Below are 25,923 nucleotides of genomic sequence, written 5' to 3' on the forward strand. Positions count from 1 at the left end.
CCTGGTCCCTGTTGAGCTTGCATCCCACAGATGCGCCCGCGCATGCCGGTTGCCACGGCAGACAGAACGGGCGGAAGGGAGGACATGCTTCAAGCTTGGGTCGTCATCATCCTTGCGTTCGCCTATATCGGCTCCCTGTTTGCCGTGGCGAGCTTCGGGGATCGTTTGCGCCTGGGCCGGACGCTGTCCGCCTCGCGTCCGCTCATCTACTCGCTCTCGCTGGCGGTCTATTGCACCTCCTGGACCTTCTACGGCTCGGTGGGCCTGTCCACGGCGCAGGGCTTCGACTTTCTCACTATCTATCTCGGCCCGGTGATCGTCATTGCCGTGGGGACGCCCGTGCTCATGCGCGTGGTGCGGCTGGCCAAAGCCCATAACATCACCTCCATCGCCGATTTCATCGCCGCCCGCTACGGCAAGCACCAGGGCATCGCCGCGCTGGTGGCGCTGGTGGCTGTGGTGGGGTCGATCCCCTACATCTCACTGCAATTGAAGGCCGTGTCCGCGTCCCTGCTGGCGGTGCTGGGCCATCTGGCGGGCGAGCCGGTGCAATTGCCGGTGGGCGGGGACATGGCCCTGTTCGTGGCGTTTGCCATGGCGGTGTTCGCGGTGCTGTTCGGCACCCGGCACACGGACGCCACCGAGCACCAGAACGGCCTGATGCTGGCGGTCGCGACCGAGTCCCTGGTCAAGCTGGTGGCGTTCCTGACCGTGGGCGCCCTCGTCACCTTCATCATCTTCGACGGCCCGGTCTCCCTCTGGCATGCGGCGCAGGAGGCCGGCGTCACCAAGCCGTTCGAGCGCGGGATCAGCCTGGAAAACTGGGTGACCATGACCGTGCTCTCGGCGGGCGCCTTCGTGTTGTTGCCGCGTCAGTTCCATGTGGCGGTGGTGGAGAACAAGAGCGAGGCGGAAATCCGCCGGGCCCGCTGGCTGTTCCCGCTCTATCTCATCCTCATCAATCTGTTCGTGGTGCCGCTGGCCCTGGCGGGCATGACGTTGTTCCCGCTCTCCACCGTCGACAGCGATGTCTATGTGCTGGCCGTGCCGCTGGCGGCCGGTTTCGAAAGCTTCGCGTTGCTGGCCTTCATCGGCGGCCTGTCGGCGGCGACCGCCATGGTGATCGTGGAATCCGTGGCGCTGGCCATCATGGTTTCGAATGACCTGGTGGTGCCCATGCTGCTGCGGCGCCGGGCCCGCCAGCCCGCCGATGGCCCCACCACCTTGCACGACATGTCGGAAACCCTGCTGCTGGTGCGCCGGGTGGCCATCTTCGTCATCATGCTGCTGGCTTATCTGTACTATCGCACCACGGGTGAGGTGCAGTTGGCGCAGATCGGCCTGTTGTCCTTCGCCGCCATTGCCCAGGTGGGGCCGGCATTCGCCGCCGGTCTGCTGTGGCAGCGGGCGACGGCCAAGGGGGCGGTGACCGGCATCCTGGTGGGCGTTGCGGTCTGGGCCTACACCTTGATGGTGCCGAGCCTGGCGGACGCCGGGCTGGTATCGCAGGACTTCCTGCTGGCGGGTCCATTCGGGTTGAGCTGGCTGCGGCCGGAGGGACTGTTCGGCCTGGAGGCCGGGCCGCTCGCCCATGGGGTGGCCTGGAGTCTGGGCCTCAATACCCTCAGCCTCCTGGTGGTGTCCTTCCTGACCCGTCCCAGCGACATCGAGCGGGTGCAGGCGAGCCTGTTCGTGGCGACCGATCAGGCCATGGTGCGCCCGGCGTTCCGGCGGTGGCGCTCGTCGGTCAGTACGGAAGAACTGATCGTCACCGTGGCGCGCTATCTGGGCGACGAGCGGGCGCGGACCGCCTTTACCGCGTTCGCGGCGGCGGAGGGCATCCGGCTCGACCCGCTGCGGGAGGCGGACGCCCATCTGGTGCGGTTCGCGGAACATCTCCTGGCCTCGGCCATTGGAGCTGCCTCCTCGCGGCTGGTGCTTTCCCTGCTGCTGCGCAAGCGCACGGTCTCCACCAAGGCGGCGTTGCAACTGCTGGATGATGCGTCCGCCGCCATCCAATACAATCGCGACCTGCTGCAAAATGCCATCGACCATGTGGGCCAAGGCATTGCGGTGTTCGACAAGGAAGCGCGGCTGGTGTGCTGGAACCGCAGCTTCGGTGCCATGCTGGACCTGCCGCCGGAGTGCTATGCCCTCGGCATTCCCCTGGCGGATATCCTGGCGAATGCGCCGCCGGATGCGCCCTCCGACCTCGACAATGCCGCCCGTGCCGCCCGCTATACCGCGGCCAGCGGTGCGGTGCTGGAGCGGCTCAGCCAGCGCGGCGCGGTGATCGAAGTGCGCTCCGATCCCATGCCCGACGGCGGCTCGGTGGTGACCTACACCGACATCACCGCCTCGGTGGAGGCCGAGACCGCGCTGGAGCGGGCCAATGAGACCCTGGAGCGGCGGGTGCGCGAGCGCACCGAAGAATTGGAGCGCCTCAACCGCGCCCTGGAAAAGGCCCGCGCGGACGCCGAGGAGGCCAATCTCTCCAAGACCCGCTTCCTGGCCGCCGCCAGCCACGACATTCTCCAGCCGCTCAATGCCGCCCGCCTCTATGTGACCAGCCTGGTGGAACGCGCCCAGGGGGCCGATGGCGCGCGTCTGGCGGGCAATATCGATGCGTCCCTGGAGGCGGTGGAAGAGATTCTGGTGGCCCTGCTGGACATCTCGCGGCTGGACAGCGGCGTGCTGCGCCCGGAGGTCGCCCCGTTCCGGCTGGATGAGGTGCTCAAGCAGCTGGAATTGGAGTTTGCGCCTCTGGCACAGGAGAAGAAGCTCGACCTGCGCTTCGTGCCCTGTGGCCTGACCGTGCGCTCGGACCGGCGGCTGCTGCGCCGGCTGTTGCAGAACCTGATCTCCAATGCGGTGAAATACACCCCTAAGGGCCGCGTTCTGGTGGGCTGCCGCCGGCACCGCGGCAAAGTGATGGTGGAGGTGATCGACACCGGCGTCGGCATTCCCCGCTCCAAGCACAAGGTGGTGTTTCAGGAGTTCCAGCGCCTGGACCAGGGGGCACGGGAGGCGCGGGGGCTGGGCCTTGGCCTGTCCATCGTGGAGCGCATCGCCCGGGTGCTGGAACATCCGGTGACGCTGCGCTCCGCCGCCGGGCGGGGCTCAGTGTTCGCGGTGGAGCTTCCGGTCGCCGTTCCCTTGCCGCAGGAAAGCACGCAGCCGGCGGCGCCGCCGCGCAGCCTCGCCCCGCTGGTGGGCCTCACCATCCTGGCCATCGACAATGAGCCGGCGATCCTGGACGGGATGGAACTGCTGCTGTCCGGCTGGGGCTGCCGGGTCATCAAGGCCGCCGATGTGGCGTCCGCGCTGGAGGGCGTGCATGCCGCCAAGGTTCAGCCGGATTTCGTGCTGGTGGACTATCATCTGGATGCCGGCCACGGCATCGAGGCGGTGATGGCCTTGCGCTGGAAGCTGGGCCGGCTGCCCGCCGCGCTCATCACCGCCGACCGCAGCCGGAAGGTGCGCGATGCGGCGCGGGCGGCGGAAATGACCGTGTTGCACAAGCCGCTGAAACCGGCGGCCTTGCGCGCGCTGCTGGCGCAATCGCGATTGTCGCGCAACGCCGCGGAATAGTGGGGTCATCCCCATATTCCCGCCTGTTCCACACAGGTGGAACATTGCCTTTGGATGATCCTGCTTCCTCCGCTTCCTCGCCCCATTCGTGCCCCGTTCCGCAGGCTTTATTGAACCTGCGCGATGAGGGGCTGTCTTCGAAGCTTCATCATTGGATCGCGCCAAGAAGACCAGAGACTTTCGACGCCATTAAACGGGTCGTTAACTTTTGCGGAGATGGCCATGACATTTACCATTAATGTGCCGGTCTTTCCGATGCGGAAGGAAATCGAAGCCCGTAAGGCCCGCAAAGGGCTTTGCTTCCTGTTCGCGCTGCCGGGCCTGCCGAAGGGCGATACGCGCCGGACCCGCGATGCCGCCGGCTTCCTGGAAATGGAAATGCTGCCGCTGGACGAACTGGAAGGTGTTCGGCGTCCCGTAAAGAAACATCGCAAGCGTTCGATGTAAGAGGTCGATTTTCGCGTTTCTTTATTCAAGTGATATTGTCAATTCGGCCGATGTGAATAATTATAACCGTATTGGGCTGATGCGTGGCCGGGGGCTCATGCAAATATCTGCTTCTCTATGCGGTTATCATTTCGCCGTACCGAGCATTGAACGTCTTGGCTGTTGGGGGCTAATCCGACTGCCTGTGGCGGATGTCGCGCGGGGCGGCGCATGTTCGCATCGTCCCAGCTTTCGCCGGTGCAGCAACCCGCGGGCCACCGGATTTCAGAACCTGATCCCCTGTTTGCAGGGCCCGACCGCCCGCTGTTCCGTGCCTGTCCGGCCATGAGCGCGAATGAGGGGCTGGCGCTGAACTCTCCCGCGCGGATTGCATTCGCGCGTCGTGGCCCGATCCATGCGCTCGGTCTGGCACTGATCTGGCTCATCGTTGCCTTCATGCTGGCGACCATCAGCGCCACTGCCACCTTCTTTCTGCGCCAGCTTGCGGGCGACCGCTTCAACGAGGGGGTGTCCTCTCCCTGGCTGTATCTGGTCAGCTTGGTGGTCTTCAGCCTCGTCCTGCTCGGCGTCAGCCTGCATATGGCGCGGGTGCTCGGAAACGGTGACGCCGCAGCGGCGCTTGGCCAAAAAAACCTGCGACGTCCCTGGCTGATACTGGCAATTACCGTGGCCATGATGGTCGCCGCTGAGGCCGTCACCTGGCTGTTCGAGCGGTCTGAAACCCGCGCCTTGCACCATTTGCTGTTCGAGCATCCCGAGATTTGGGGCGTGCCCATCCGGCGCTGGCTGTTTCCGGTTTGCCTTGGACTTGTAACAATCATCGTCGCCCCGGTCGCCGAGGAACTGTTCTTCCGCGGCTGGCTTTGGGAGGAGCTGCGCCGGAGCTGGGGGCGCCCAGCCGTAGCGCTCGCCACCGGCCTGCTGTTTCTTCTCGCCCATGGTATGGGAGGCTTTGTCATCCTGGTATGCGCCGTGCCGGGGGCGGTCGGGCTGTCCTTCGTCCGCGCTATGGACGGCAGCGTGCGGGCGTCGCTGCTGTGCCATGTGCTCTATAATGCCGGCGCGTTCGCCTATGCCTATCTGGATTGAGTGCCTCACGCCGCCCATCGCCGTGCGAGCCGCTACCATCTCCCATCCTTCGTCCCTGTGGGTATGGCCATGAGTGTGAACGACGCAGTCCCCGCGGAGCGCCCGGCGCGGTTGCCCTTCACGCGGCGCGGCCCGTTCCACGCGCTGGTGGTCATGGTCGGGTGGCTGCTGGTGTCCGCTGTGGCCGTCGTGCTGGGCACGGTGGCGGGATTGGTGGTCATGCAGGCGGACCCCGATGACGTGCGATCCTTGGGGTTCGACTATCCGTGGGTCGTGACCAACGCCCTTGCCATCTCCGCCATCACCTTGATCCTCGCCAGCCTGCATATGGGGTTCGTGGTGGGCGAGGGCGACCGTCGCGCCGGATTGGGCAACGTGCCGATTCAGCGCCCCGGTCTCATGCTGGGCCTCGCCCTTTCCGCCACCGTCATGACCTGGGCGACGGCGAGTCTATTGGGGGCCACCGACCCGCTGAACCTGACCGGCGTGCTTGAAAGCGCAGGGGCTGACGTGGCGCCGGCCTGGCCATGGCTGCTGCCGGTCTGCAATGCCGTGATCCTGGTGATCCTGGTTCCGCTGGGAGACGAGTTGTTCTTACGTGGGTGGTTGTGGGTGACACTCCGCCGTGTCTGGTCGGTTCCGGTGGTCATTGCGGCAACAGCCTTGCCGTTCTGGTTGCTCCATCCCGACGCCCAATGGCGTTATCTTGTGGCCCTGATCCCCTCCACCCTCGCATTCTCCCTGGTGCGCCATTACTGCGGCAGCGTTCGCGCTTCGGTGGCGGCCCACGTGATTCACCACGCCATTTCCGTCGCTCTGATTTTTGCCCTCATGGCGCTCGGGGACTAGGCAAGCCCATGGAGGCCCCCGCGCCACTCCGCCGCGCCGCGTGGCGTCTTCCGGCAAGGTCCGATAAGGTCGCGCCGAAACGATCCGCCGGGACCCCGCCATGCCACGCGACGCAACGCTCCGCTCCGACACCGACGCGGCCGATACCCATTTCGGCTACCGCACCGTCCCCCTGGGCGAAAAGCAGACGCTGGTGGACGACGTGTTCCACAAGGTGGCGCGGCGCTACGACATCATGAACGACCTCATGTCCGGCGGCCTGCACCGGGCGTGGAAGAACGACCTGGTCGCCAAGCTGCGCCCGCCCCAGGGCGATCGCCCCTTCCGCCTGCTGGATCTGGCGGGCGGCACCGGGGATGTGGCCTTCCGCACCGTGTCCGCCGGTGGCGCCGGAACGCGGGCGGTGGTGGCGGATATCAATACGGAAATGCTGGCGGTGGGCCGCGAGCGGGCGGAAAAGCGTGGGTTGTCCGAGCGCGTGGAGTTCACCGAGGCCAATGCCGAAGCGCTGCCGTTTCCGGACGGGTCGTTCGATGCGGTGACCATCGCCTTCGGCATCCGCAATGTGCCGCGCATTCCCCTCGCCCTCAGCGAAATGCGCCGGGTGCTGAAGCCGGGCGGACGGGCCTTGGTGCTGGAATTCTCCCAGGTGGATGTGCCGCTGCTGGACAAGATCTACGAATTCTATTCGTTTCGGGTCATTCCGGCCCTCGGTCGCCAAGTCACCGGCGATGCGGAGCCGTACCAATATCTGGTGGAATCCATCCGCCGCTTTCCGCCCCCCGAGGTGTTCGCGCAGATGATGCGCACCGCCGGCTTCGCCCGGGTGACGGCGACCCCGTTCACCGGCGGCGTGGTCGTGCTGCATTCGGGCTATCGCATCTGATGGCCGTCCTGTTCGGTCGCCGAGGGGCATCCGCGTGATTCTTGTTCTGATCGATGCCGCCCGTCTCGCCCGTGCCGGCTATGTGCTGGCACGCGAAGGCGTGCTCTCCCTGGTGAACCCCGCCTTGGTGCCGCCTTTGGCGCGCCCCGGCCTGCGCATCGCGCAGATGATCGCGCGGCCGGACGCGGGCACCCGCGCAGCGCGCCTGTCGGCGGCGCTCAGCCGGCTGGGGCCGTCCTATATCAAGCTGGGGCAATTCCTCGCCACCCGGCCGGATGTGGTGGGGCCCTCGGTCGCCCGCGATCTGGAGATTTTGCAGGACCGCATGCCGCCGTTCGGACAGGCCATTGCGGAGGCCACCGTCATCGGGGCGCTGGACCGCCCGCTGGCGGACGCGTTCGAGAGCTTCGGCCCGGCCGTGGCGGCGGCGTCCATCGCCGAAGTGCACAAGTCCGTGGTGCTGGATGCGGACGGCAGCCGCCGCACCGTGGCGGTAAAGGTGCTGCGGCCCGGCATCGAGCGGCGCTTCGGCGCCGACATGAAGACCTTCCGCCGCGTGGCGGCATTTGCCGAGCGTGTCTCGCCCGAAGCCCGCCGCCTGCGGCTGGAAACCGTGGTGGATACGTTGGCGCGCTCGGTCTCCATGGAGATGGACCTGCGCCTGGAGGCCGCCGCTTATGCGGAACTGGCCGAGAATGTGCAGAACGATGCCGAGATCCACGTTCCGGCGGTGGATTGGGATCGCTCCGCCCGTGAAGTGCTGACCACCCAATGGATCGACGGCATCAAGCTCAGTGACCGCGCGGCCCTGGAGGCTGCCGGCCACGATTTGCAGGCTCTGGCCCGCATCGTGATGCAGTCCTTCCTGCGTCAGGCCATGCGCGACGGCTTCTTCCACGCCGACATGCATCCGGGCAATCTGTTCGTGGACGCCCAGGGCCGGCTGGTGGTGGTGGATTGCGGCATCATGGGCCGGCTGGGCGTCAAGGAGCGCCGCTTCCTGGCGGAAATCCTCTATGGCTTCATCACCCGCAACTGGAAGCGCACCGCGGAAGTGCATTTCGAGGCGGGCTATGTGCCGGCGCACCATTCGGTGGATGATTTTGCCCAGGCCATCCGCGCCATCGGCGAGCCCATCCACTCCCGTGCTGCCGACCAGATTTCCATGGCCCGCCTGTTGTCACTGCTGCTGGAAGTCACTGCGCTGTTCGACATGACCACCCGGCCAGAACTGCTGTTGTTGCAGAAGACCATGGTGGTGGTGGAGGGGGTCGCCCGTTCGCTCGATCCGAAGCTGAACATGTGGACCACCGCCGGCCCGGTGGTGGAAGACTGGATCGCGCAGAATCTCGGCCCCGTGGGCCGGTTGCAGCAGGCCGGCGCGGGCGTCAGTGAAGTGGGTCGCTTCGTGCTGGACGCGCCCGCTCTGCTCACCCGCGCCGGTCGCGTGCTGACGCAGATGGACGAGGCCACCCGCGACGGATTCAAGCTCTCGCCGGGAACCCTGGAAGGCATCGGCCGCGCCGAAGCCAAACGGGCGTTCTGGGGCAATGCCGCCTTGTGGGTGATTGCCGTCGCCCTGCTGATCATCGCCCTGCGCTAACCCCTCAGGCCAGAACGTCCGCCACCGGGCGGCGCAGCGACCAGGGCATCGGATTGCCGTAGCCGAAGCGCAGGATGAGATCGGGCCGTCGCGCGCCCACACCGAGATGGGCGGCCACCTGCCGCCGCACCTCCGGCACCTCCACCGCCTGGTTGAGGAAGGCGTGCTTGATGCCCAGCGCCGTGGCCTGCAGGGCGAAGCGCTGATAGGCGCGACCGACCGCCACCCAATGGGCGGGGTCGTTCTGATCTGAGATGAACACCGCCAGGCCTGCCGCGCTTTCCACCTGCACCTTCGCCTTGGCCTTCTCTGCGTCGGTGGTCAGCACCAGATCGAACAGCACCCGCCCGATGGCCTCCGGCAGTTCCGGATTGCCGGTGAGCGGCGCAAACAAGCCATCGGCGGTGTCCATTGCTTCCGCATAACTGAAGCGCACCCAGCGCTTCAGCTCGGCCCGGAAGGCGGCATCGTTCAACTGGCGGTTATTGGCCTCCAGGATCAATGCGGTGAGCGCCGTCATGGCCGGGCGTTCGGTGATCAGGCGCACGGAAACGCCGGGCCGGGTGCCTGCTGCGACCAGTGCCGCCAGTTCCGCCGCAGGCACCGCGCGGCCGTCATAGATGCCACGCGTACATTGCCGGCGGGGAATTGCCGTGCCGAGGTCCGTCACCGCGACTTTCCCCGGCCGCAGCGCCACCCGGATCCGCCCCTCTCCGGTTGTTTCGAAGCGCGGATCGGCGATCAGCCCGACCGTCGGCGCCGCATGGACCATGTTCTCCGCTGCAGCACCGAGGCTGACGAACAGATGGTGGTCGTCCGGGTCGACGATGGGGGTGCGGCGCGTGAAGTCGGGCAGCAGGGTGATGCCGCCATCATCGCCGGCAAAGCGCCACGCCTGGGTGTTGTGGCTGGTGGCGGCGAGCGTCGCGCTTTGGATCAGGGCCGTGCGTGCCTCGGCACCGGCGAGCCCCGGCGTTGGAGGCCGACGCAACCGATGCGCTTCCTCTCGCCACTCCCCGGCCTCGTGGCTGTCCCAGAGGCGGTCTCCGGCAACGATGGCGGCGGTGCCTGCGAGGGTGGCCGCCGCGCCCAATATCGCCGTCCTTCGGTTCACGTCGCACTCCCGGTACGCCATTACAGTGGGAGCTTATGCTTTGGTCCCGTTGAGCTTATGTTGGCATGTCTCACTGGCGCTGTCGCATTCGCTGGTGTCGCGCTGCACCAAAATTCGCGGCGGGACGCTCGCCTTGCTTGCGAATAATTTCCCCGGCGATTGCGGGCGCACAGGCTAAAGTCCACCGGTGGATCCGTCCCGCCAGAAGGACGGCGCATTGCGTCCGGACGCATCCGGCTCTAGTCCATCGCCGCAGGGAGACCCGCCATGCTGCACGAGCGACGCATCCTTCTCATCATCGGCGGCGGCATCGCCGCCTATAAGTGCCTGGATCTCATCCGACGGCTGAAGGAACGCGGCGCCACCGTGCGCGCGATCCTGACCGGCGCCGCGCAGCACTTCGTGACGCCGCTGTCCGTTGGGGCGCTCACCGGGGAGCGGGTCTTCACCGATCTGTTCGACCTCACCGCCGAGCATGACATCGGCCATATCCGCCTGTCGCGGGAGGCCGATCTGGTGGTGGTGGCGCCGGCCACCGCCGACCTGATGGCCAAGGCCGCAAATGGTTTCGCGGACGATCTGGCCTCTACCGCCTTGCTGGCCACCGACAAGCCGGTGCTGTTTGCCCCGGCCATGAACCCGCGGATGTGGATGCATCCGGCCACCCGCCGCAATCTGGCGCTGCTGAAGCAAGACGGCGCGGCCATCGTCGGCCCCAATTCCGGCGCCATGGCGGAGCGGGGCGAATTCGGTGAAGGCCGCATGGCCGAGCCCCTGGAGATCCTCGCCGCCATCGAGGCGCGGTTCGAGGCCCCGGTACCGCTGCTCAAGGGGCGGCGGGTTCTGGTGACCTCCGGTCCCACGGTGGAGCCGATCGATCCGGTGCGCTACATCGCCAATCGGTCGTCCGGCAAGCAGGGCCATGCCATTGCCGCCGCCGCTGCCGCCGCTGGTGCCGAGGTGGTGCTGGTCTCCGGCCCGGTGCAGGTGGCCGATCCGCGCGGCGTCCGTGTCGTCCGTGTGGAGACCGCGCAGGAGATGATGGCGGCGGTGGAGGAGAACCTGCCCATGGATGCGGCCATTTTCGCCGCCGCCGTGGCCGACTGGCGGGTGGCGGATGCCTCCGAACAGAAGATCAAGAAGGGCGAGGGTGGCGCGCCGCACCTCTCCCTGCTGGAGAACCCCGATATCCTGGCGTCCATCGCCCACCATTCCACCCTGCGTCCGCGCCTGGTGGTGGGCTTTGCCGCCGAGACCGAGCATGTGGTCGCCCATGCCAAGGACAAGCGGCTGCGCAAAGGCTGCGACTGGATCGTGGCCAATGACGTGTCACCGGGCACCGGCATCATGGGCGGGGATGCCAATACGGTGCATCTGGTCACCGCCGACGGGGTGGAGGATTGGCCCTCCGCCAGCAAGGCCGAAGTTGCCCGTCGCCTGGTGGTTCGGATTGCCGGTGCCCTGACCGGCGAGGCGCCGTGAGCGACGCTACAGTTGCGATGATTTCTGGAGACGATGATTTGACCTGCGAAGAGACTGTGCCGCTACCGGTGGATGTTCCGGTGGTCCGGTTGCCCCATGGCGAAGGCTTGCCGCTGCCGGCTTACGCCACCTCGGCCTCTGCCGGGCTCGACCTGATCGCCGCCGTGCCCGAGGATGCGCCGCTCGCGCTGGCCCCCGGCGCCCGCGCCCTGGTGCCGACGGGGCTCTGCCTGGAACTGCCAGAGGGGTTTGAAGGCCAGGTGCGCCCGCGCTCGGGTCTCGCGTTGAAGTTCGGCGTGACCGTGCTCAATGCCCCCGGTACCATCGATGCGGACTATCGGGGCGAGGTGCAGGTGCTGCTGGTGAACCACGGCACGGAGCAATTCACCGTCACACGCGGGCTACGTGTCGCGCAGCTTGTGGTCGGTGCGGTTCACCAAATAAAGCTGGTAGAAAACGGAAAATTAGGTGAAACTGCACGTGGCGTCGGTGGTTTTGGCTCGACAGGGCTCGACGGCGCGCCTGGATCGAGATAGCCACAGCCCCATGCCGCGTTTATCCGATAAAAGTCTGCTCGCCATTGCCGCCGTGGTGGACGTCGCCGTCCATGCCCGCGGCGCGCCCGTGGCCGCCAAATCCCTTGCTGCCCGTCATGGATTGCCGCCGCGCCGGCTGGAGCCTGTGCTGCAGGCCCTGGTGCATGCGGGGGTCCTGAAGGGGGTCCGTGGACCGCGCGGGGGCTATGAACTTGCCCGCGAACGCCGCCGGGTTTCCGTCGCCGAGATCGTCCGCGTGGTGGAAGGGGCCGAGGAGGAGAAAGAAATCATCCTCCCGCCTCTGGTGCTGGACGTGGTGCAGCCGGCGGTTGCCGCCGCCGAGCAGACCTTCGACGCCGCTCTCGACACCGTCACCCTCGAGGACCTGTGCCGCGCCGCCGATACCAAGGGCCACGGCTCGGACAACGATCGCATCGATTTTACCATCTGACCGGCGCCGGCCCTGACCGCGCGCCCGGTGCACATCCAAGGAGACTGCTCCATGGCGCACAGCGCTGCCAAAGCCGGCCCGCAGGCCGCCCATCGGCCCGGTCGCGGGCGGATCTACGGCTCCATCACCGAGACCGTCGGCGATACCCCGCTGGTGCGCCTGCATCGCCTGCCCGAGCTGCGCGGCGTGAAGGCCAACATCCTTGCCAAGCTGGAGTTCTTCAATCCCATCGCCAGCGTCAAGGACCGCATCGGCGTCGCCATGGTGGATGCCATGGTGGAGGCTGGCGTGCTGGATGCGGACACGGTGATGGTGGAGCCGACCTCCGGAAATACCGGCATCGCCTTGGCCTTCGTGGCGGCGGCCCGCGGCCTGCGGCTGATCCTGGTAATGCCGGAAAGCATGTCGGTGGAGCGGCGCAAGATGCTGGCGCTTCTGGGCGCTGAACTGGTCCTCACCCCCGCCAATCTGGGCATGAAGGGCGCGGTGACCCGTGCCGAGGAACTGATCCGCGAACTGCCCAAGGCGGTGATGCCGCAGCAGTTCAAGAATAAGGCCAATCCCGCCGCTCATCGCGGCACCACGGCGGAAGAAATCTGGAACGACACCGACGGCACCGTGGACATCGTGGTCTCCGGCGTCGGCACCGGCGGCACGATCACCGGCATCGGCCAGGTGCTGAAGCCCCGCAAGGCCTCCCTGCGCATGGTGGCGGTGGAGCCGGAAGACAGCCCGGTTCTGTCCGGCGGCCAGCCCGGCCCGCACAAGATCCAGGGCATCGGCGCCGGGTTCGTGCCGGATGTTCTGGATCGCAGCGTCATCGATGAAGTGGTGACGGTGGGCAACCAGACCGCATTCGATACCGCGCGCGCTTTGGCCCGTTACGAGGGCATACCCGGCGGCATCTCCTCTGGCGCGGCGGTGGCCGCGGCGCTGGAAATTGGCGCCCGCCCGGAGAATGCCGGCAAGAATATCGTGGTGATCGTGCCCTCCTTTGCCGAGCGCTATCTTTCCACCGCCCTGTTCGAAGGCCTTTGAGATCCCCCGCGGGAGGGGCCTGCCCCTCTCGCGGCTCTGGCGCCGGTGTCTCGTTCGCCGCCGCGCGGCCGCGTCGGTTGCTCCAAGGGCCCTGAGCCGCCAGTATCCTCCCCGTCAATGCGACCGGACCCATAGAGGCCGGCGACATGGGAGGAAGACCGATGGTTCAAACGAGGCGCTTGATCGCCGCGCTGGCGACGCTTGTTCTGGGGACGCAACTCTGGGGAACCGCTGCGCTGGCGCAATCCGCGCCCCAGTCGCCGCAAGCGGCGCCCGCCCCGGCGGTATCAGCCCAGACCCGGCCGAAGGTCACCACGCTGGGGCCGGACTTCCCCAAGAGCGCGATTTTCATCGGCAACAGTTTCTTTTATTACAACAACGGCATTCACAGTCAGGTTCTGGCGCTGGAGCGCGCGGCCGATCCGGACAACAAGGCCGCCTATCGCGCCACCATGGTGACCATCGGCGGCTCCGGCCTGGATTGGCACGATGTGGCCAGCTATTTCCGCCCGGGCGGCATCGGCGCCTATACCTTCGATGATCAGAACAACGTCGTCTTCAACAAGCCGGGACGGATGTTCGACGTCGCGGTGATGATGGATTGCAGCCAGTGCCCGATCCATCCCCAGCTCAAAACCGCCTTCGCCACCGAGGTGAAGAAGGACAGCGCCATTGTGCGGCAGAACGAGGCGCGCCCGGTGCTGTTCATGTCCTGGGCCTATGCGGACAAGCCGGAGATGACGGCGGAGCTGGCCGAGGCTTATACCACTGTGGGCAATGCCAATGACGCCTTGGTGATCCCCGCCGGCCTTGCCTTCGCGCGACTGCGGGCGCGCCAGCCCGACCTCAATCTCTATGCGCCCGATAAGCGCCATCCCAGTCCCGCCGGGAGCTATCTGGCCGCCAACGTCATTTTTGCCGCCCTCACCGGGCGCTCGCCCGTGGGCAATGCCTATCGTGCTGGGCTGGACGAGCCCACCGTCCGCCTGCTCCAGACCGTCGCCTGGGAAACCGTGCAGGATTATTACGGAAAATGAGGCGGTCGCAGCATCCCTGAGCGTCCGCGGCCTTGTCTTGTCTGCGCGATGGCCGCGGCGCTGCGTGCGTGGCAATGGGTGGCCTGGGCTTCTAACCCCCGATCGCCTCCAGTAGGATCGAACGCTGATTCGCAGAGGCGGCGCGGCGCTCATGAGGAGCGGTTCTGCGAAGGGAAGGGAACAGGGGCGCATGGCCGATCGGAGCCGGAGCATCGGCATGCCGCGGAAATGCGACGGGCGCCTGTTTCCCGCACGTGGCGGCGAGAGGGGGCCCGGCGGCGCTTCGTATCTCTTTCCCCTTGGTGCGATCCATCGCCTGACGCGGCCCAACTGGCGCCGTTTCGCCCGCCTTCCCGCTGTGGGGGTTTTTGTTTATTCCAGCACCGCGCACGCGGCGGCTTGGGACGCTCCATTGTCGTTCAATGTTCTGGTCGGTCTGACCGCCGGGGCGTCGGTGGTGGCGCTGGCCGCCCTGGGCGCTGCGAGTTGGACTGCGGCGCGCTCCCAGCAGGCGAAGACACTCGCGGCCCTCAGTTCAGCTGAGATGCGTGCCGATCTCCAGGCGCTCAAGGCGCTGCTGGGCGCAACCGCCAGAGGCATGGTGCTGTGGCGGGAAGGCCAGGCCCCTGACCTCTTTGGCGAGGCTGCCCTCCACCCATTCCCGCTGTCGGAGACGGGCGGAGATTCCGTGCTCTCCCGTGGCGTCGCATCGTGGCTGGGGTCGGAGGCTGCCACGGCGCTTGCGCCATCGCTCGAGGCCTTTCAGGCGAGAGGCGTGCCGTTCACGTTGCGCACCGGCGATAGCCAGGGCGCGCCCGTGGACGTCGAGGCGCGGGCCGCGGCCGGCGTTCGAACCCTCGTGGTCCGCCGGGTGCCGGATGCGATTGGCGGGGAGCGAGAGCCTGCGGCAGATGCCGTCGCCGCCGACGGCGAGGCGCAGGCCCTGCGAGCACTGTTCGATCTCGCCCCGGTGCCCATGTGGCGACGGGGCGCGGGCGGAAGTCTGGTGGCCGTAAATGCCGCCTTTGTCCGCGCCGTTCAGCCGGATGGGCAAGGAGTGGATGCCGCCATGGCGGCGGAACTGCTGGATCAGGCGGCGCGGGAGGCGGCCTCTGCCGCCCATCGCGCCGGCCAGCCCTATGCCGCTCGCGTGCGAGTGGTGGCCGGGGGCAAGCGCCGGCTGTTGGATGTGGCGGAAGCAGCCGGGCCGTTCGGCGCGGCGGGTCTTGCCATTGATGTGACCGATGCGGAGGCGGGGCGCACGGAGCATGAGCGCGGGATTGCCGCCCACCGCCGCACCCTGGACCAGCTCAACACCGCCGTGGTGATCTTCGGCAGCGATGAGCGGCTGGTGTTCCACAATTCCGCCTATGAGCGTCTGTTCGGCCTCGACCCGGCCTTTCTCGACAAGGGTCCCAGCGAAAGCGAAGTGCTGGAAAGCCTGCGCGCCCGTCGCAAGGTGCCGGAGCAGGCGGATTTTCGCGCCTGGCGCGAGCAATTGCGCGAGGCCTATCGCGCGCTGGAGCCCGTGCACGACTGGTGGCACCTGCCGGGCGGGCAGATGCTGCGGGTGGTCGCGACCCCCAATGCGGAAGGCGGCGTCACCTATCTGTTCGACGACCTCTCCGAGCGCATGGCACTGGAGAGCCGCTACAACAGCCTGATCCGCATCCAGGGCGAGACCCTGGATGGGCTGGCCGAAGCGGTGGCGGTGTTCGGATCGGACGGTCGGCTGCGCCTCTATAACGAGGCCTTCCTGCAACTGTGGTCGCTCAGCGCGCAGTCCCTGGGGGATCGTCCCCATATCGATGCGGTGGCGGCCATGTGCCGGCCCAACCACGGCGAGAGCGGCACATGGGCGCGCATCCGCAATGTGGTCACCGCCCTGGATCATCGGGAAGGGGTGGCATTGCGCCTGGAGCGCGCCGACAAGCGCATTCTCGACGGGGCCGCCCAACCGCTGCCGGACGGCGGCACCATGGTGACCTTCCGCGACATCACCGACAGCGTGAAGGTGGAGCGCGCGTTGATCGAGCGCAACGAGGCCCTTGAGGCCGCGGACGCGCTGAAGAATGCGTTCGTGGGGCACGTCTCCTACCATCTGCGCACGCCGCTCAACACGCTGATCGGCTACGCGCACATGCTGGCGGAGGGCACCGCCGGTGCGCTGAACCCGCGGCAGAGCGAGTTCCTCGCCCATGTCAGCCAGTCCTCCGATGCCTTGCGGGCGTTGATCGACGACATCCTCGATCTGGCGACCATCGATGCCGGGGCGATGACCCTCGATCTGGCGGACGTGGATGTCCGCGCCACCCTGGAGGCGGCCCATGAGGCGGTGCGGGACCTGCTGGAAGAGGCCGGGGTCACGCTTCATATCGAGGCGGACGGAGACGCCGGCAGCTTCGTCGCCGATGGCCGGCGTGTGCGCCAGATCTTGTTCAACCTGTTGTCCAATGCCATCGCCGCTGCACCCACCGGCAGCGCGGTAATGCTGCGGGCCGAGCGCGGTCCGGATGCGCTGGTGCTCACCGTGCGCGATCATGGCCCGGGCGTCGCGCCGGAGATGCTGGAGCATGTGTTCCAACGCTTCGAGGTCAGCGGCACCCGTCATCGCGGGGTTGGCCTCGGCCTGTCCATCGTGCGCTCGTTCATGGAACTGCACGGTGGTTCGGTCACCCTGTCGCCCGCCACCGGGGGAGGAACGATCGCCACCTGCCGCTTCCCGGTAGACCGACCTGAAAGCGAGGCCTCGCAATGAGCCTGGTGCTGGAGCGCATTCCCGGGGCCGTGCCGGCATTCAAGCTGGTCCTGCAGGACCTTGCGGCGACCGAACAACTGGCCGCCATGCTGGCCCCCTGGCTTTCCACCGGTGATGTGGTGGCCCTGTCCGGCGATCTCGGTGCCGGCAAGACCGCGCTCGCCCGCGCCTTGGTGCGAGCCCTGTCCGGCGATCCGGCGCTGGAGGTGCCCAGTCCCACCTTTTCGCTGGTCATCGGCTACGAGTTCGGTCGCGGCAAGGTGGCCCATGCGGATCTCTACCGTTTGCAGGATCCCGACGAACTGGAAGAAATCGGCTGGGACGAGTTGAGCGAGGACGCCATTCTCCTGGTGGAATGGCCCGATCGCGCCGAAGAGCGGATGCCCGCCGATCGGCTGGATATCGCGCTGGAACTGGCCCCGGATCTTGGCCCCGATGCACGGCGGGCGGTTCTGGTGGGTTCGGGCGCCTTCGTGGAGCGGCTGGACCGTCTGCACATTTCCGAGTTTCTCATCGAGACCAGCGGGTTTGCCGGTGCCGATCGGCATTATCTCCAGGGGGACGCGTCCAGCCGCTCCTATGCCCGCCTGGTGCGCGGCTCGCGTTCGGCGGTGCTGATGAATGCGCCGCGCCGCCCCGATGGACCGCCGGTGCGGCGGGGGCTGCCCTATAGCCGCCTCGCCCATCTGGCCGAGGATGTGCGCCCGTTCGTGGCCATGGCCCGCGCCTTGCGCGCCGAGGGCCTGTCCGCGCCGGAGATCTATGCGGCCGATCTGGAGCGCGGTCTGCTGGTGCTCGAGGATCTGGGGGCGGACGGTGTCGTCTCCGGCACGCCGCCGGAGCCGATCCGCGAGCGTTATGAGGCGGCCATCGAGGTGCTGGCGGCGTTGCACGGGCGCTCCCTGCCCAGCGTGCTGCATATCGCGCCGCAGGTGGAATATGTGCTGCCCACCTATACGCTGGAAGCCTTCCTGATCGAGCTGGAACTGTTGCTGGACTGGTATCTGCCGTTCCGTGGGGCGCAGGTGGACAATATCGTGCGGGAGGAATTCCTGCTGCTGTGGCGCAGCGCCCTCAGTGCCGTGCTCAACGCGCCTCAGACCTGGGTGCTGCGGGATTTTCATTCCCCCAACCTGATCTGGCTGAAGGACCGCGAGGGTCTTGCCAAGGTGGGGCTGATCGATTTCCAGGACGCGGTGCTGGGGCCCGCCGCCTATGACGTGGCCTCCCTGGCGCAGGATGCGCGGGTGGATGTCTCCGAAACGCTCGAGGCCCAGTTGCTGTCGCATTATGTGCGGCTTCGGGAGGAGGCGGAGCCCACCTTCGATGCCATGCGCTTCGGCCATCTCTACGCGCTGATGGGCGCGCAGCGGGCGACCAAGATCCTGGGTATTTTCGCCCGGCTGAATGCCCGCGACGGCAAACCGCACTATCTCCGGCATCTTCCCCGTATTAGGCGGTATCTCGCCCGGTGCCTGTCCCATCCTGAGCTTGGATCGCTGCGGATGTGGTACGAGGCAGTGCTGCCATCGAGGGATTTTCACACGTGACGACGCTTCATCGCGCCATGGTGCTATCTGCCGGCATGGGCACCCGCATGCGCCCTTTGACCGATACCCGCCCCAAACCCTTGGTGGAGGTGGAAGGCAAGGTGCTCATCGACCATGTGCTGGACCGCCTGGAGGCGGTGGGCGTGGACGAGGCGGTGGTGAATGTGCACCACCATGCCGATGCGTTGGAAGCGCATCTCGCCCGCCGCTCGGCGCCGCCCCGCCTCCATATCTCCGACGAGCGCGGCGGCTTGCTGGAGACCGGCGGCGGCACGAAGAAGGCGCTGCATTTCTTTCATGATGAGCCGTTCTTCGCCATCAACGCCGACACCATCTGGATCGAGGGGGTGCGCCCCAACCTGCTGCGGCTGGCGGAAAATTTCGATCCGCAGACCATGGATGCCCTGCTGCTGGTGGCCGGCACCGCCACCTCGGTGGGCTACGACGGCCGCGGCGATTTCTCAATGGATCCTTACGGCCGGTTGGAGCGCCGCGGCGAGCGACTGATCACGCCGTTCGTCTATGCGGGTGCCTGCGTGCTCAAGCCCAGCCTGTTCGCCGATATGCCCGATGGACCGTTCTCGCTGACGCGCATTTTCGACGCCTCCATCGCCGCCGGTCGCCTGTTCGGCATCCGGCTGGAAGGGGTATGGATGCATGTGGGCACGCCGGAGGCCATTCCCGCTGCGGAAGAGGCCATCCGCCGGTCCAGCGACTGAACACGATTTCGAGAGGTGGGGTGTCGCACGGGACGACCCGTCGGGCAGCTCCGCGCCGTCTCGCCCTTGAGCACCACTTGATGCGGAGGCGGATGCCATGACGCGGGCCTTCTCGATCCCGTCCTCCGCGCCGTTCCTGGCGACGCTAGCGCATGCGCTGCTGGACGGCGACCTCGTTCCGGGCTTTGCGCCGCGCGGCGATCCGCTGGCGCTGGCCGCCGCCACCATCTATCTGCCCACCCGCCGTGCCGGGCGCCTGTTCGCCCAGGCGCTGCTGGAGGCCAGCGGCGGCGAGGCGCTGCTGCTGCCGCACATCGTCCCTCTCGGCGATGTGGATGAGGACGCGCTCGCCTTTTCCGAGGATGCCGCTCTGCTGGCGCCGCCCCGCGCCGTGACCGGCGTGCATCGGCGCATCGCCTTGGCCGGGCTGGTGGCCCGCTGGCGCGATGCGCTGGCCGCCGGCGAGGGCCAGGCGATGGTGGCCGCCGGCCCCGCCGCCACCATCGCCTTGGCAGATGAACTGGGCGCCTTGTTCGACCAGATGAGTACGGCGGGCGTGGATTGGGCGCGGCTCGATGGCCTCGTGCCGGAGGAACACGACGCCTATTTCGAGATCAGCCTGGATTTTCTGCGCATCGCCCGGCGGGCCTGGGATGCCCATCTGGTGGAGGAGGGCGCCGTCGACCCTGCTGCCCGGCGCGACAGCCTGGTGGATGCGGAAGTCCGCCGTCTTGCGGCTTTAGGCCCAGAGGCCGGCCCGGTGATCGCCGCCGGCTCCACCGGCTCGCTGCCCGCCACCGCGCGCCTGCTCAAGGCCATCGCCCGCCTGCCGCAAGGCGCGGTGGTGCTGCCCGGCCTGGATCTGGACATGGAGGATACCGCCTTCGCTTTGCTGACGGCGGAGGCGACCAGCGCGCCGGATCACCCGCAATTCGGCCTCGCCCGCCTGCTGGGCACGCTGGAACTGGAGCGTCGGGATGTGGTCGAGATCGGCGTCCGCGCGCCGCATGGCCGCGAGCTGTTGCTGAGCGAGGCGCTGCGCCAGTCGGAAACCGCCGAGCTCTGGGCGACCCTGGCGACCCGCTTGCCCCCAGCGCGCAAGCAAGCCGCTTTCGCCAACATCCGGGTAATCGCGGCCCAGGATCCCCGTGAAGAGGCGTTGGCCATCGCCTTGGAATTGCGCGCCAGTCTGGGCCATGCGGACCGGCGCGCGGCGCTGATCACGCCAGATCGGGATCTGGCGCGGCGGGTGGCGGCGGAACTGCTGCGCTTCGGGATCGCCATTGACGATTCCGCCGGCGAACCCCTGGCCGAGACCGCGCCGGGACGCTTGGCGCGGCTCTTGGCCAAGGCGGTGGGGGAGGGGTGTGCGCCAGTGCCGGTGTTCGCGCTTCTGACCCATCCGGACGTGCATCTCGGCCTGGAGCCGGAGGCGCTGCGGGAGGCGGTGGCGGCGTTGGAATTGGTGGCTCTGCGCGGTCCGCGCCCGCGCACCGGGGTGCAAGGCTTGTCGGAGGCCGTGGCCGCCTTTCGCCGCGAGGATCTGCACGGACGCGACCCGCGCCGCCGCCTGTCGGACGAGGCGCTGGACGCCGCGGCGGATCTGGTGGCGCGCCTCGATGATGCTCTTGCACCCTTGAGCGCGTGGCCGGATGGCGCGGCGGTGCCGCTGGATGAATTGGTGGAGGGCCACAAGGCCGCCTTCGAGGCCCTGTCCGGCCCTCTCGATCCCGACGCGGACGACCCCGCCGCCGCCGCTCTGGCGGTGGCCTTCACCGAGATCGCCAGCGGCGCCGCGGCCGGACCGCCGCTGACGCTGGATGCCTATGCCGACGCCATCTCCGCTCTGTTCGCGGACCGGATGGTGCGGCCCCGGGCGCAGGCGGAAGAGCGGGTGCGCATTCTCGGGCCGCTGGAAGCGCGGCTCGTGGCGTTGGATCTGGTGGTGCTGGGCGGTCTGGTGGAGGGCTCCTGGCCGCCGGAGACTCGCACCGATCCCTGGCTGAGCCGGCCCATGCGGGCGGAACTGGGGCTCGACCAGCCCGAGCGCCGCATCGGCCTGTCCGCCCACGACTTCGTGCAGGCGTTCGGCGCCCGCGAGGTGGTCCTGACCTATCCGGGCAAGGTGGGCGGCACCCAGAGCGTGCCCTCCCGCTTCCTGCAACGCCTCGCCACCGTGGCGGGCGAAGCCGAATGGACGGCGGCGAAAGCCCGCGGGGAGGCGTGGCGTCTGGCGGCGGCGGATCTGGACGCCGGTCCCCGCGTTGCCCGCTTCACCCAGCCGGCGCCGAAGCCGCCGCTGGCACTACGGCCGCGGAAATTGTCGGTGACGGAGATCGAGACCTTCCTGCGCGATCCCTATTCCATTTTCGCTCGCCACGTCCTGAACCTCCAGCCCCTCGATCCGCTTGATGCCATGCCCGGTGGCGCCGAGCGCGGCAGCGCGCTGCATGATGCGCTGGGGGCGTTTGCCATCGCCTTCCCGGAAGACCTGCCGGAGGACGCGCTGGGGCAATTGCTGGCGTTCGGGCGCACGGCCTTTGCCAAGCTGGAGGTGTTCCCCGCCGAGCACGCGGTGTGGTGGGCGCGGTTCGAGCGGGTGGCCGGCTTTGTGGTGGAGTTCGAGCGCGAGCGCCGCGCCAGTCTGCGCAAGGTGGTGGCCGAGACCGGCGGGCGGCTGGAACTGCACCTGCCCGGCGGTCCGTTCTATCTCACCGGGCGCGCCGACCGCATCGAGCTGCGCACCGATGGCCAACTGGCGATCCTGGACTACAAGACCGGCACCGCGCCCTCCACCAAGCAGGGCGCGACCTTCTCGCCGCAACTGCCTCTGGAGGCGGCCATGGCGGCGCGGGGGGCGTTCGCGAATGTGCCGGCCGCCCCGGTGGCGGACTTTGCCTATGTGGAATTGAAGGGCGGCGCCGAACCCGGCCGCGAAAAGCCCGGCGTGGATGAAAAGACCACCGCCACCGCCATGGCCGACGAGGCGCTGGAGCGTCTCAAGGATCTGCTGACCGCCTTCGATGATGAGGCGCAGGGCTACCGTTCCCTGGCGGCGCCGCAATGGCGGGGGCGGTTCGGCGCCTATGACCATCTGGCGCGGGTGCGCGAATGGGCCTTGGGCGCAGAGGAGGGCGGGGAATGAGCGGTCCGCAGAATTCCAGCGCCAAGGCGGAAGCCACGCGCCGGCAGGGCGAAGCCTCCTCGCCGCAGACGTCCGCCTGGGTGTCGGCCAATGCAGGTTCCGGCAAGACCCATGTGCTGGCGCAGCGGGTGATCCGCCTGCTGCTCAACGGCACCGCGCCGGGTCGCATCCTGTGCTTGACGTATACCAAGGCTGCAGCGGCCAACATGGCCAACCGCGTGCTCTCCATCCTCAGCCGCTGGGCGTCCCTGGACGATCCGGCCCTGGATGCGGAGCTCCAGCGTACGGATACGGTGGCGCCCACGCCGGTCCTGCGCATCCAGGCGCGGCGGCTGTTCGCTGCGGCGCTGGAGACCCCCGGCGGGTTGAAGATCCAGACCATCCATGCCTTTTGCGGCGGCCTGCTGCATCGGTTTCCGTTCGAGGCCGGGGTGGCCGCTGGTTTCCGCGAACTGGATGAGGTCGGGCGCATCGAACTGATGTCGCGCATCCGCACCGCTCTGGTGGTGGAGGCCACCAGCCGTCCGGACAGTCCGCTCGGCCAGGCACTGGCGCGGCTGATGGAGGAAATCTCCGATGCCGGCATCGACGATCTGCTGGAGGCCTCGGTGGCCGCGCGCACGGCCATCACCGCCTTGGGCGGCGATGCGGCGGCGCGGCGGGCGCGGGTGGCGGCGATCCTGCGGGTGCCGCCGGAGGCGACCCGCGCCGGCATCGAGGCGCAGATGCTGGATAGTCCTTATGTACGGCCCGAGCATTGGGCCGATGTGGAGGCGGTGTTCCTCACCTCCGACAAGGCCAACGATCTCAAGCGGGCGGCGGCGCTGCGGGCGGCCATGTCCGCGCCCGAGCCCCAGGGCAAGCTGGCAGCCTATCGCGACCTGTTCTTCAAGGCCGATGGCGATCCGCGCAGCGACAAGGATCTGCTCACCAAGGGCCTGCGTCAGCAATATCCGGAACTGGCGTCCAATCTGGAAGCGGAACGCGAGCGCCTCGCCGACTTGCAGGACACCTTGCGCGCGGTGCGGGCGCTCGAGCGCACCCAGGCGGCGCTGACGCTGGGGGCGGAAGCCTGCCGACGCTACACCACCGAGAAGGCCGACCGGGGCCTGCTGGATTTCGACGATCTCATCGCCCGCACCGCCGATCTGCTGGGCCGGGTGCCGGCCTCCTTCGTGCATTACAAGCTGGATCGCGGCATCGATCATGTGCTGGTGGACGAGGCCCAGGACACCAGCCCCGATCAATGGCGGGTGGTGCAGGGGTTGGTCTCGGACTTTTTCGCCGGCGAGGGCGCCCGCGAAGGGGTGAAGCGTACCTTGTTCGTGGTGGGCGACGAGAAGCAGTCCATCTTCTCGTTCCAGGGCGCCGACCCGCGCGAATTCGGCCATATGCGCGCGGCGTTCGCCTCCGCTGCGGGCGCGGAGGATTTCCGCGAGATCCGACTGCCCCATTCCTTCCGCTCGGCGCCGGGGGTGCTGGAAGCAGTGGATGCCATCTTTGCCCGCGACGAGGCCAGCGCCGGGCTCACCATCGACAATGTGGCGCCGCCCCATGCCGCCATCCGCGCCGATGCCCCTGCTTTGGTGGAGATCTGGCCCACCACCACACCTTTGGTCCGCCCCAAGGTGGATGATTGGCGCAAGCCCCTGGACGAGGTGCCCGGCGACGATCCCATCAACCGCATGGCCGAGCGCATCGCCGGCTTCGTCCGCGCCGGCATCGCCGCCCGGATCGCCATTCCCGCCAAGGGCGGGCGGCCCATGCGGGCGGGCGATGTGCTGGTGCTGGTAAGGCGGCGGGGGCGCCTGTTCGAGGCGGTGATCCGGGCGCTGAAAGAGGCGGGCGGCGGCGTGGATGTGGCCGGCGCGGACCGGCTGGTTGTGGCGCAGCACATCGCGGCCCTCGACCTGATGGCGCTGGGCGATGCCTTGCTCTCGCCCGACGACGATCTGGCCTTGGCCTGCGTGCTCAAGAGCCCGCTGTTCGGCCTCACCGATGACGATCTGCTGGCGCTGTGCCCCGGCCGCGAGGGGCGGCTCTTCACCGCGCTGGCGACCCATGGCGACGGCGCGGCAGCGTCGCGGCTGGATTTGTGGCGGGATGAGGCGCGCAGCCTGCGTCCGTTCGATTTCTATGCCCGCGTGCTGGGCCGCGATGGCGGCCGCCGGGCCATGCTGGCGCGCCTCGGACCCGAGGCGGCCGACGTGCTGGACGAATTCATGGCGCTCGCCCGCACCTATGAGAGCCTGGAGGCTGCCACCTTGCCAGGCTTCCTGGCCTTCCTGCGGCGGGGCGGCGCGGAGACCAAGCGCGACATGGAGAGCGGCCGCGACGAGGTGCGGGTGATGACCGTCCACGGCGCCAAGGGGCTGGAAGCGCCCATCGTGATCCTGGCGGACACGGTGGATCTCCCCAAGGCCCGCACGTCGGGCGGTCTTCTCTCCGTCACCGCGCCCGATGGGGCGATCATTCCGGTGCTGGCGCCGCGCAAGCCGGAAGACCCCGAAGCCCTGGCCACCGCACGCGCCGCGGCCACCGCCCGCGAACTGGAGGAATATCGCCGCCTGCTCTACGTGGCTTTGACCCGGGCGGAGGATGCGCTGATCGTCTGCGGCGCGGAGACCCGCCCCGCCGGCAAGGACAAGGATCACGCCCGGCCGCAGGGCTGCTGGTACGAACTGGTGCATGCGGCCTTGTTCCCCGATGCCACCTGGGTTCCGGCCCTGGGCTGGGAGGGGGAGGTGCTGCGTTGGAGCAAAGGCGGCGCCACCCTGGGCCATGCGGACATGCCGGGAGCGGCGCCGGCGAAAGCCGTGCCGCGCATGCCCCTGCTGCTGCCGCCTCTGGTGGCGCTTGCTGCCCCGCCCCGAGCGGTGCGGCCGTCCCGGGTGGATTCCGTCCCCACGCGCACCGGCGCGGCTGATCCCGCGGGTCTGGACCCGCTTGTGCGCGGCGATCTGGTGCATCGGCTTCTGGCCGGTCTGGGCCAGTTGGAGCCGGGACAGCAGGCGGCGGCCGGAACCCGGCTGCTGGACCATGTGGCGCACAGCCTGCCGGAGGTGATCCGGGCCGAGGTGCTGGACGAAGTTTTAGGTGTGCTGCGCCATGCGCCGCTGGCAGGTCTGTTCGGCGCCCATAGCGCAAGTGAGGTTCCGGTGGTGGGCCGGATCGCGGCCTCCGACGGTCGTCTGCTGGCGGTGAATGGCCGGCTGGATCGGCTGGCGGTGCTGCCCGATCGCTTGATTCTCGCCGACTTCAAAACCGATCACACCCCGCCGCGGGGCCTTGATCGCATTGGCGAGGGCTATCTGGCGCAATTGGCTTTGTATAGCGCGGTGCTGGCCAAGGTGTTTCCCGGGCGCACTCTGGAGGCGCGCCTGGTCTACACGCGCGGGCCGGTGGTGCACGTGGTGCCGCCCGATCGCCTCGCGCAGGTGTTGGCGGAGGTGCTCTCCAGCGTCACGGTGGCGTGACGCGCCTTGACGCGGGGGGGAGGGGGTTCTTACGTTGGCACCAAGATCCAGTGGATCCTTCCACGATTTCCCACGAGGTGTGCCATGGCCGTCGAAAAAGTGTCCGATCAGAGCTTCGAGGCCGATGTGCTCGAATCCGCGACCCCGGTGGT

Annotated in this window: 17 protein-coding genes; 16 read left to right on the forward strand and 1 reads right to left on the reverse strand. The window is 68.1% G+C overall.

What is annotated here, in order from left to right:
• Nucleotides 1-84 precede the first annotated feature (84 nt).
• The 6 genes from AAG816_RS12325 to ubiB all read left to right on the forward strand — a co-directional run bounded on the left by AAG816_RS12325 (nucleotide 85) and on the right by ubiB (nucleotide 8,465).
• Nucleotides 85-3,591 carry a hybrid sensor histidine kinase/response regulator gene (locus AAG816_RS12325; RefSeq protein ID WP_341989925.1) on the forward strand — a complete coding sequence of 1,169 codons (3,507 nt, stop codon included), beginning with the start codon at nucleotides 85-87 and terminating at the stop codon, nucleotides 3,589-3,591.
• Nucleotides 3,592-3,813: 222 nt separating this feature from the next.
• Complete coding sequence (locus AAG816_RS12330) at nucleotides 3,814-4,038, forward strand: hypothetical protein (RefSeq protein ID WP_341989926.1); 225 nt, start codon at nucleotides 3,814-3,816, stop codon at nucleotides 4,036-4,038.
• Nucleotides 4,039-4,248: 210 nt separating this feature from the next.
• Nucleotides 4,249-5,127 (forward strand): type II CAAX endopeptidase family protein, encoded by an 879-nt coding sequence (locus AAG816_RS12335; RefSeq protein WP_341989927.1) that lies wholly within the window; start codon nucleotides 4,249-4,251, stop codon nucleotides 5,125-5,127.
• A gap of 69 nt (nucleotides 5,128-5,196) precedes the next feature.
• Nucleotides 5,197-5,976 (forward strand): CPBP family intramembrane glutamic endopeptidase, encoded by a 780-nt coding sequence (locus tag AAG816_RS12340; RefSeq protein WP_341989928.1) that lies wholly within the window; start codon nucleotides 5,197-5,199, stop codon nucleotides 5,974-5,976.
• 100 nt (nucleotides 5,977-6,076) lie between these two features.
• Nucleotides 6,077-6,862 carry a bifunctional demethylmenaquinone methyltransferase/2-methoxy-6-polyprenyl-1,4-benzoquinol methylase UbiE gene (ubiE, locus tag AAG816_RS12345; protein ID WP_341989929.1) on the forward strand — a complete coding sequence of 262 codons (786 nt, stop codon included), beginning with the start codon at nucleotides 6,077-6,079 and terminating at the stop codon, nucleotides 6,860-6,862.
• A gap of 34 nt (nucleotides 6,863-6,896) precedes the next feature.
• The gene (ubiB, locus tag AAG816_RS12350) at nucleotides 6,897-8,465 is read left to right on the forward strand and encodes a 2-polyprenylphenol 6-hydroxylase (protein ID WP_341989930.1); all 1,569 of its coding nucleotides are present in this window, start codon (nucleotides 6,897-6,899) and stop codon (nucleotides 8,463-8,465) included.
• Nucleotides 8,466-8,469: 4 nt separating this feature from the next.
• Here the strand turns inward: ubiB and AAG816_RS12355 are convergent, their stop codons facing one another.
• Nucleotides 8,470-9,579 carry a Tat pathway signal protein gene (locus AAG816_RS12355; protein WP_341989931.1) on the reverse strand — a complete coding sequence of 370 codons (1,110 nt, stop codon included), beginning with the start codon at nucleotides 9,577-9,579 and terminating at the stop codon, nucleotides 8,470-8,472.
• A gap of 267 nt (nucleotides 9,580-9,846) precedes the next feature.
• Between AAG816_RS12355 and coaBC the strand changes: the two genes are divergently transcribed.
• The 10 genes from coaBC to addA all read left to right on the forward strand — a co-directional run bounded on the left by coaBC (nucleotide 9,847) and on the right by addA (nucleotide 25,771).
• Entirely contained in the window at nucleotides 9,847-11,061 is a 1,215-nt protein-coding gene (coaBC, locus tag AAG816_RS12360; RefSeq protein WP_341989932.1) for a bifunctional phosphopantothenoylcysteine decarboxylase/phosphopantothenate--cysteine ligase CoaBC, read from the forward strand.
• A gap of 17 nt (nucleotides 11,062-11,078) precedes the next feature.
• Entirely contained in the window at nucleotides 11,079-11,597 is a 519-nt protein-coding gene (dut, locus tag AAG816_RS12365; protein ID WP_341989942.1) for a dUTP diphosphatase, read from the forward strand.
• Nucleotides 11,598-11,607: 10 nt separating this feature from the next.
• Nucleotides 11,608-12,048: an Rrf2 family transcriptional regulator gene (locus tag AAG816_RS12370; protein WP_341989933.1), complete on the forward strand. Its 441-nt coding sequence runs from the start codon at nucleotides 11,608-11,610 to the stop codon at nucleotides 12,046-12,048.
• Between the two features lie 51 nt (nucleotides 12,049-12,099).
• Nucleotides 12,100-13,086: a cysteine synthase A gene (gene cysK / locus AAG816_RS12375; RefSeq protein WP_341989934.1), complete on the forward strand. Its 987-nt coding sequence runs from the start codon at nucleotides 12,100-12,102 to the stop codon at nucleotides 13,084-13,086.
• A gap of 161 nt (nucleotides 13,087-13,247) precedes the next feature.
• A complete protein-coding gene (locus AAG816_RS12380) occupies nucleotides 13,248-14,123 on the forward strand; it encodes a hypothetical protein (RefSeq protein ID WP_341989935.1) in 876 nt (291 codons plus the stop codon).
• A 412-nt stretch (nucleotides 14,124-14,535) separates the two neighbouring features.
• Nucleotides 14,536-16,881: a PAS-domain containing protein gene (locus AAG816_RS12385; RefSeq protein WP_341989936.1), complete on the forward strand. Its 2,346-nt coding sequence runs from the start codon at nucleotides 14,536-14,538 to the stop codon at nucleotides 16,879-16,881.
• The gene (gene tsaE, locus AAG816_RS12390; RefSeq protein ID WP_341989937.1) at nucleotides 16,878-18,431 is read left to right on the forward strand and encodes a tRNA (adenosine(37)-N6)-threonylcarbamoyltransferase complex ATPase subunit type 1 TsaE; all 1,554 of its coding nucleotides are present in this window, start codon (nucleotides 16,878-16,880) and stop codon (nucleotides 18,429-18,431) included. Before AAG816_RS12385 ends, tsaE begins: the two co-directional genes overlap by 4 nt.
• Before the next feature lie 17 nt (nucleotides 18,432-18,448).
• Nucleotides 18,449-19,150, forward strand: a complete 702-nt coding sequence (locus tag AAG816_RS12395) for a nucleotidyltransferase family protein (RefSeq protein WP_341989943.1) — start codon at nucleotides 18,449-18,451, stop codon at nucleotides 19,148-19,150.
• A gap of 97 nt (nucleotides 19,151-19,247) precedes the next feature.
• Nucleotides 19,248-22,295 (forward strand): double-strand break repair protein AddB, encoded by a 3,048-nt coding sequence (gene addB, locus AAG816_RS12400; protein ID WP_341989938.1) that lies wholly within the window; start codon nucleotides 19,248-19,250, stop codon nucleotides 22,293-22,295.
• Nucleotides 22,292-25,771 carry a double-strand break repair helicase AddA gene (gene addA / locus AAG816_RS12405; protein WP_341989939.1) on the forward strand — a complete coding sequence of 1,160 codons (3,480 nt, stop codon included), beginning with the start codon at nucleotides 22,292-22,294 and terminating at the stop codon, nucleotides 25,769-25,771. Before addB ends, addA begins: the two co-directional genes overlap by 4 nt.
• Nucleotides 25,772-25,923: the final 152 nt, after the last annotated feature.

The sequence above is a fragment of the Azorhizobium sp. AG788 genome (assembly GCF_943371865.1).
GTDB lineage: Bacteria > Pseudomonadota > Alphaproteobacteria > Rhizobiales > Xanthobacteraceae > Azorhizobium.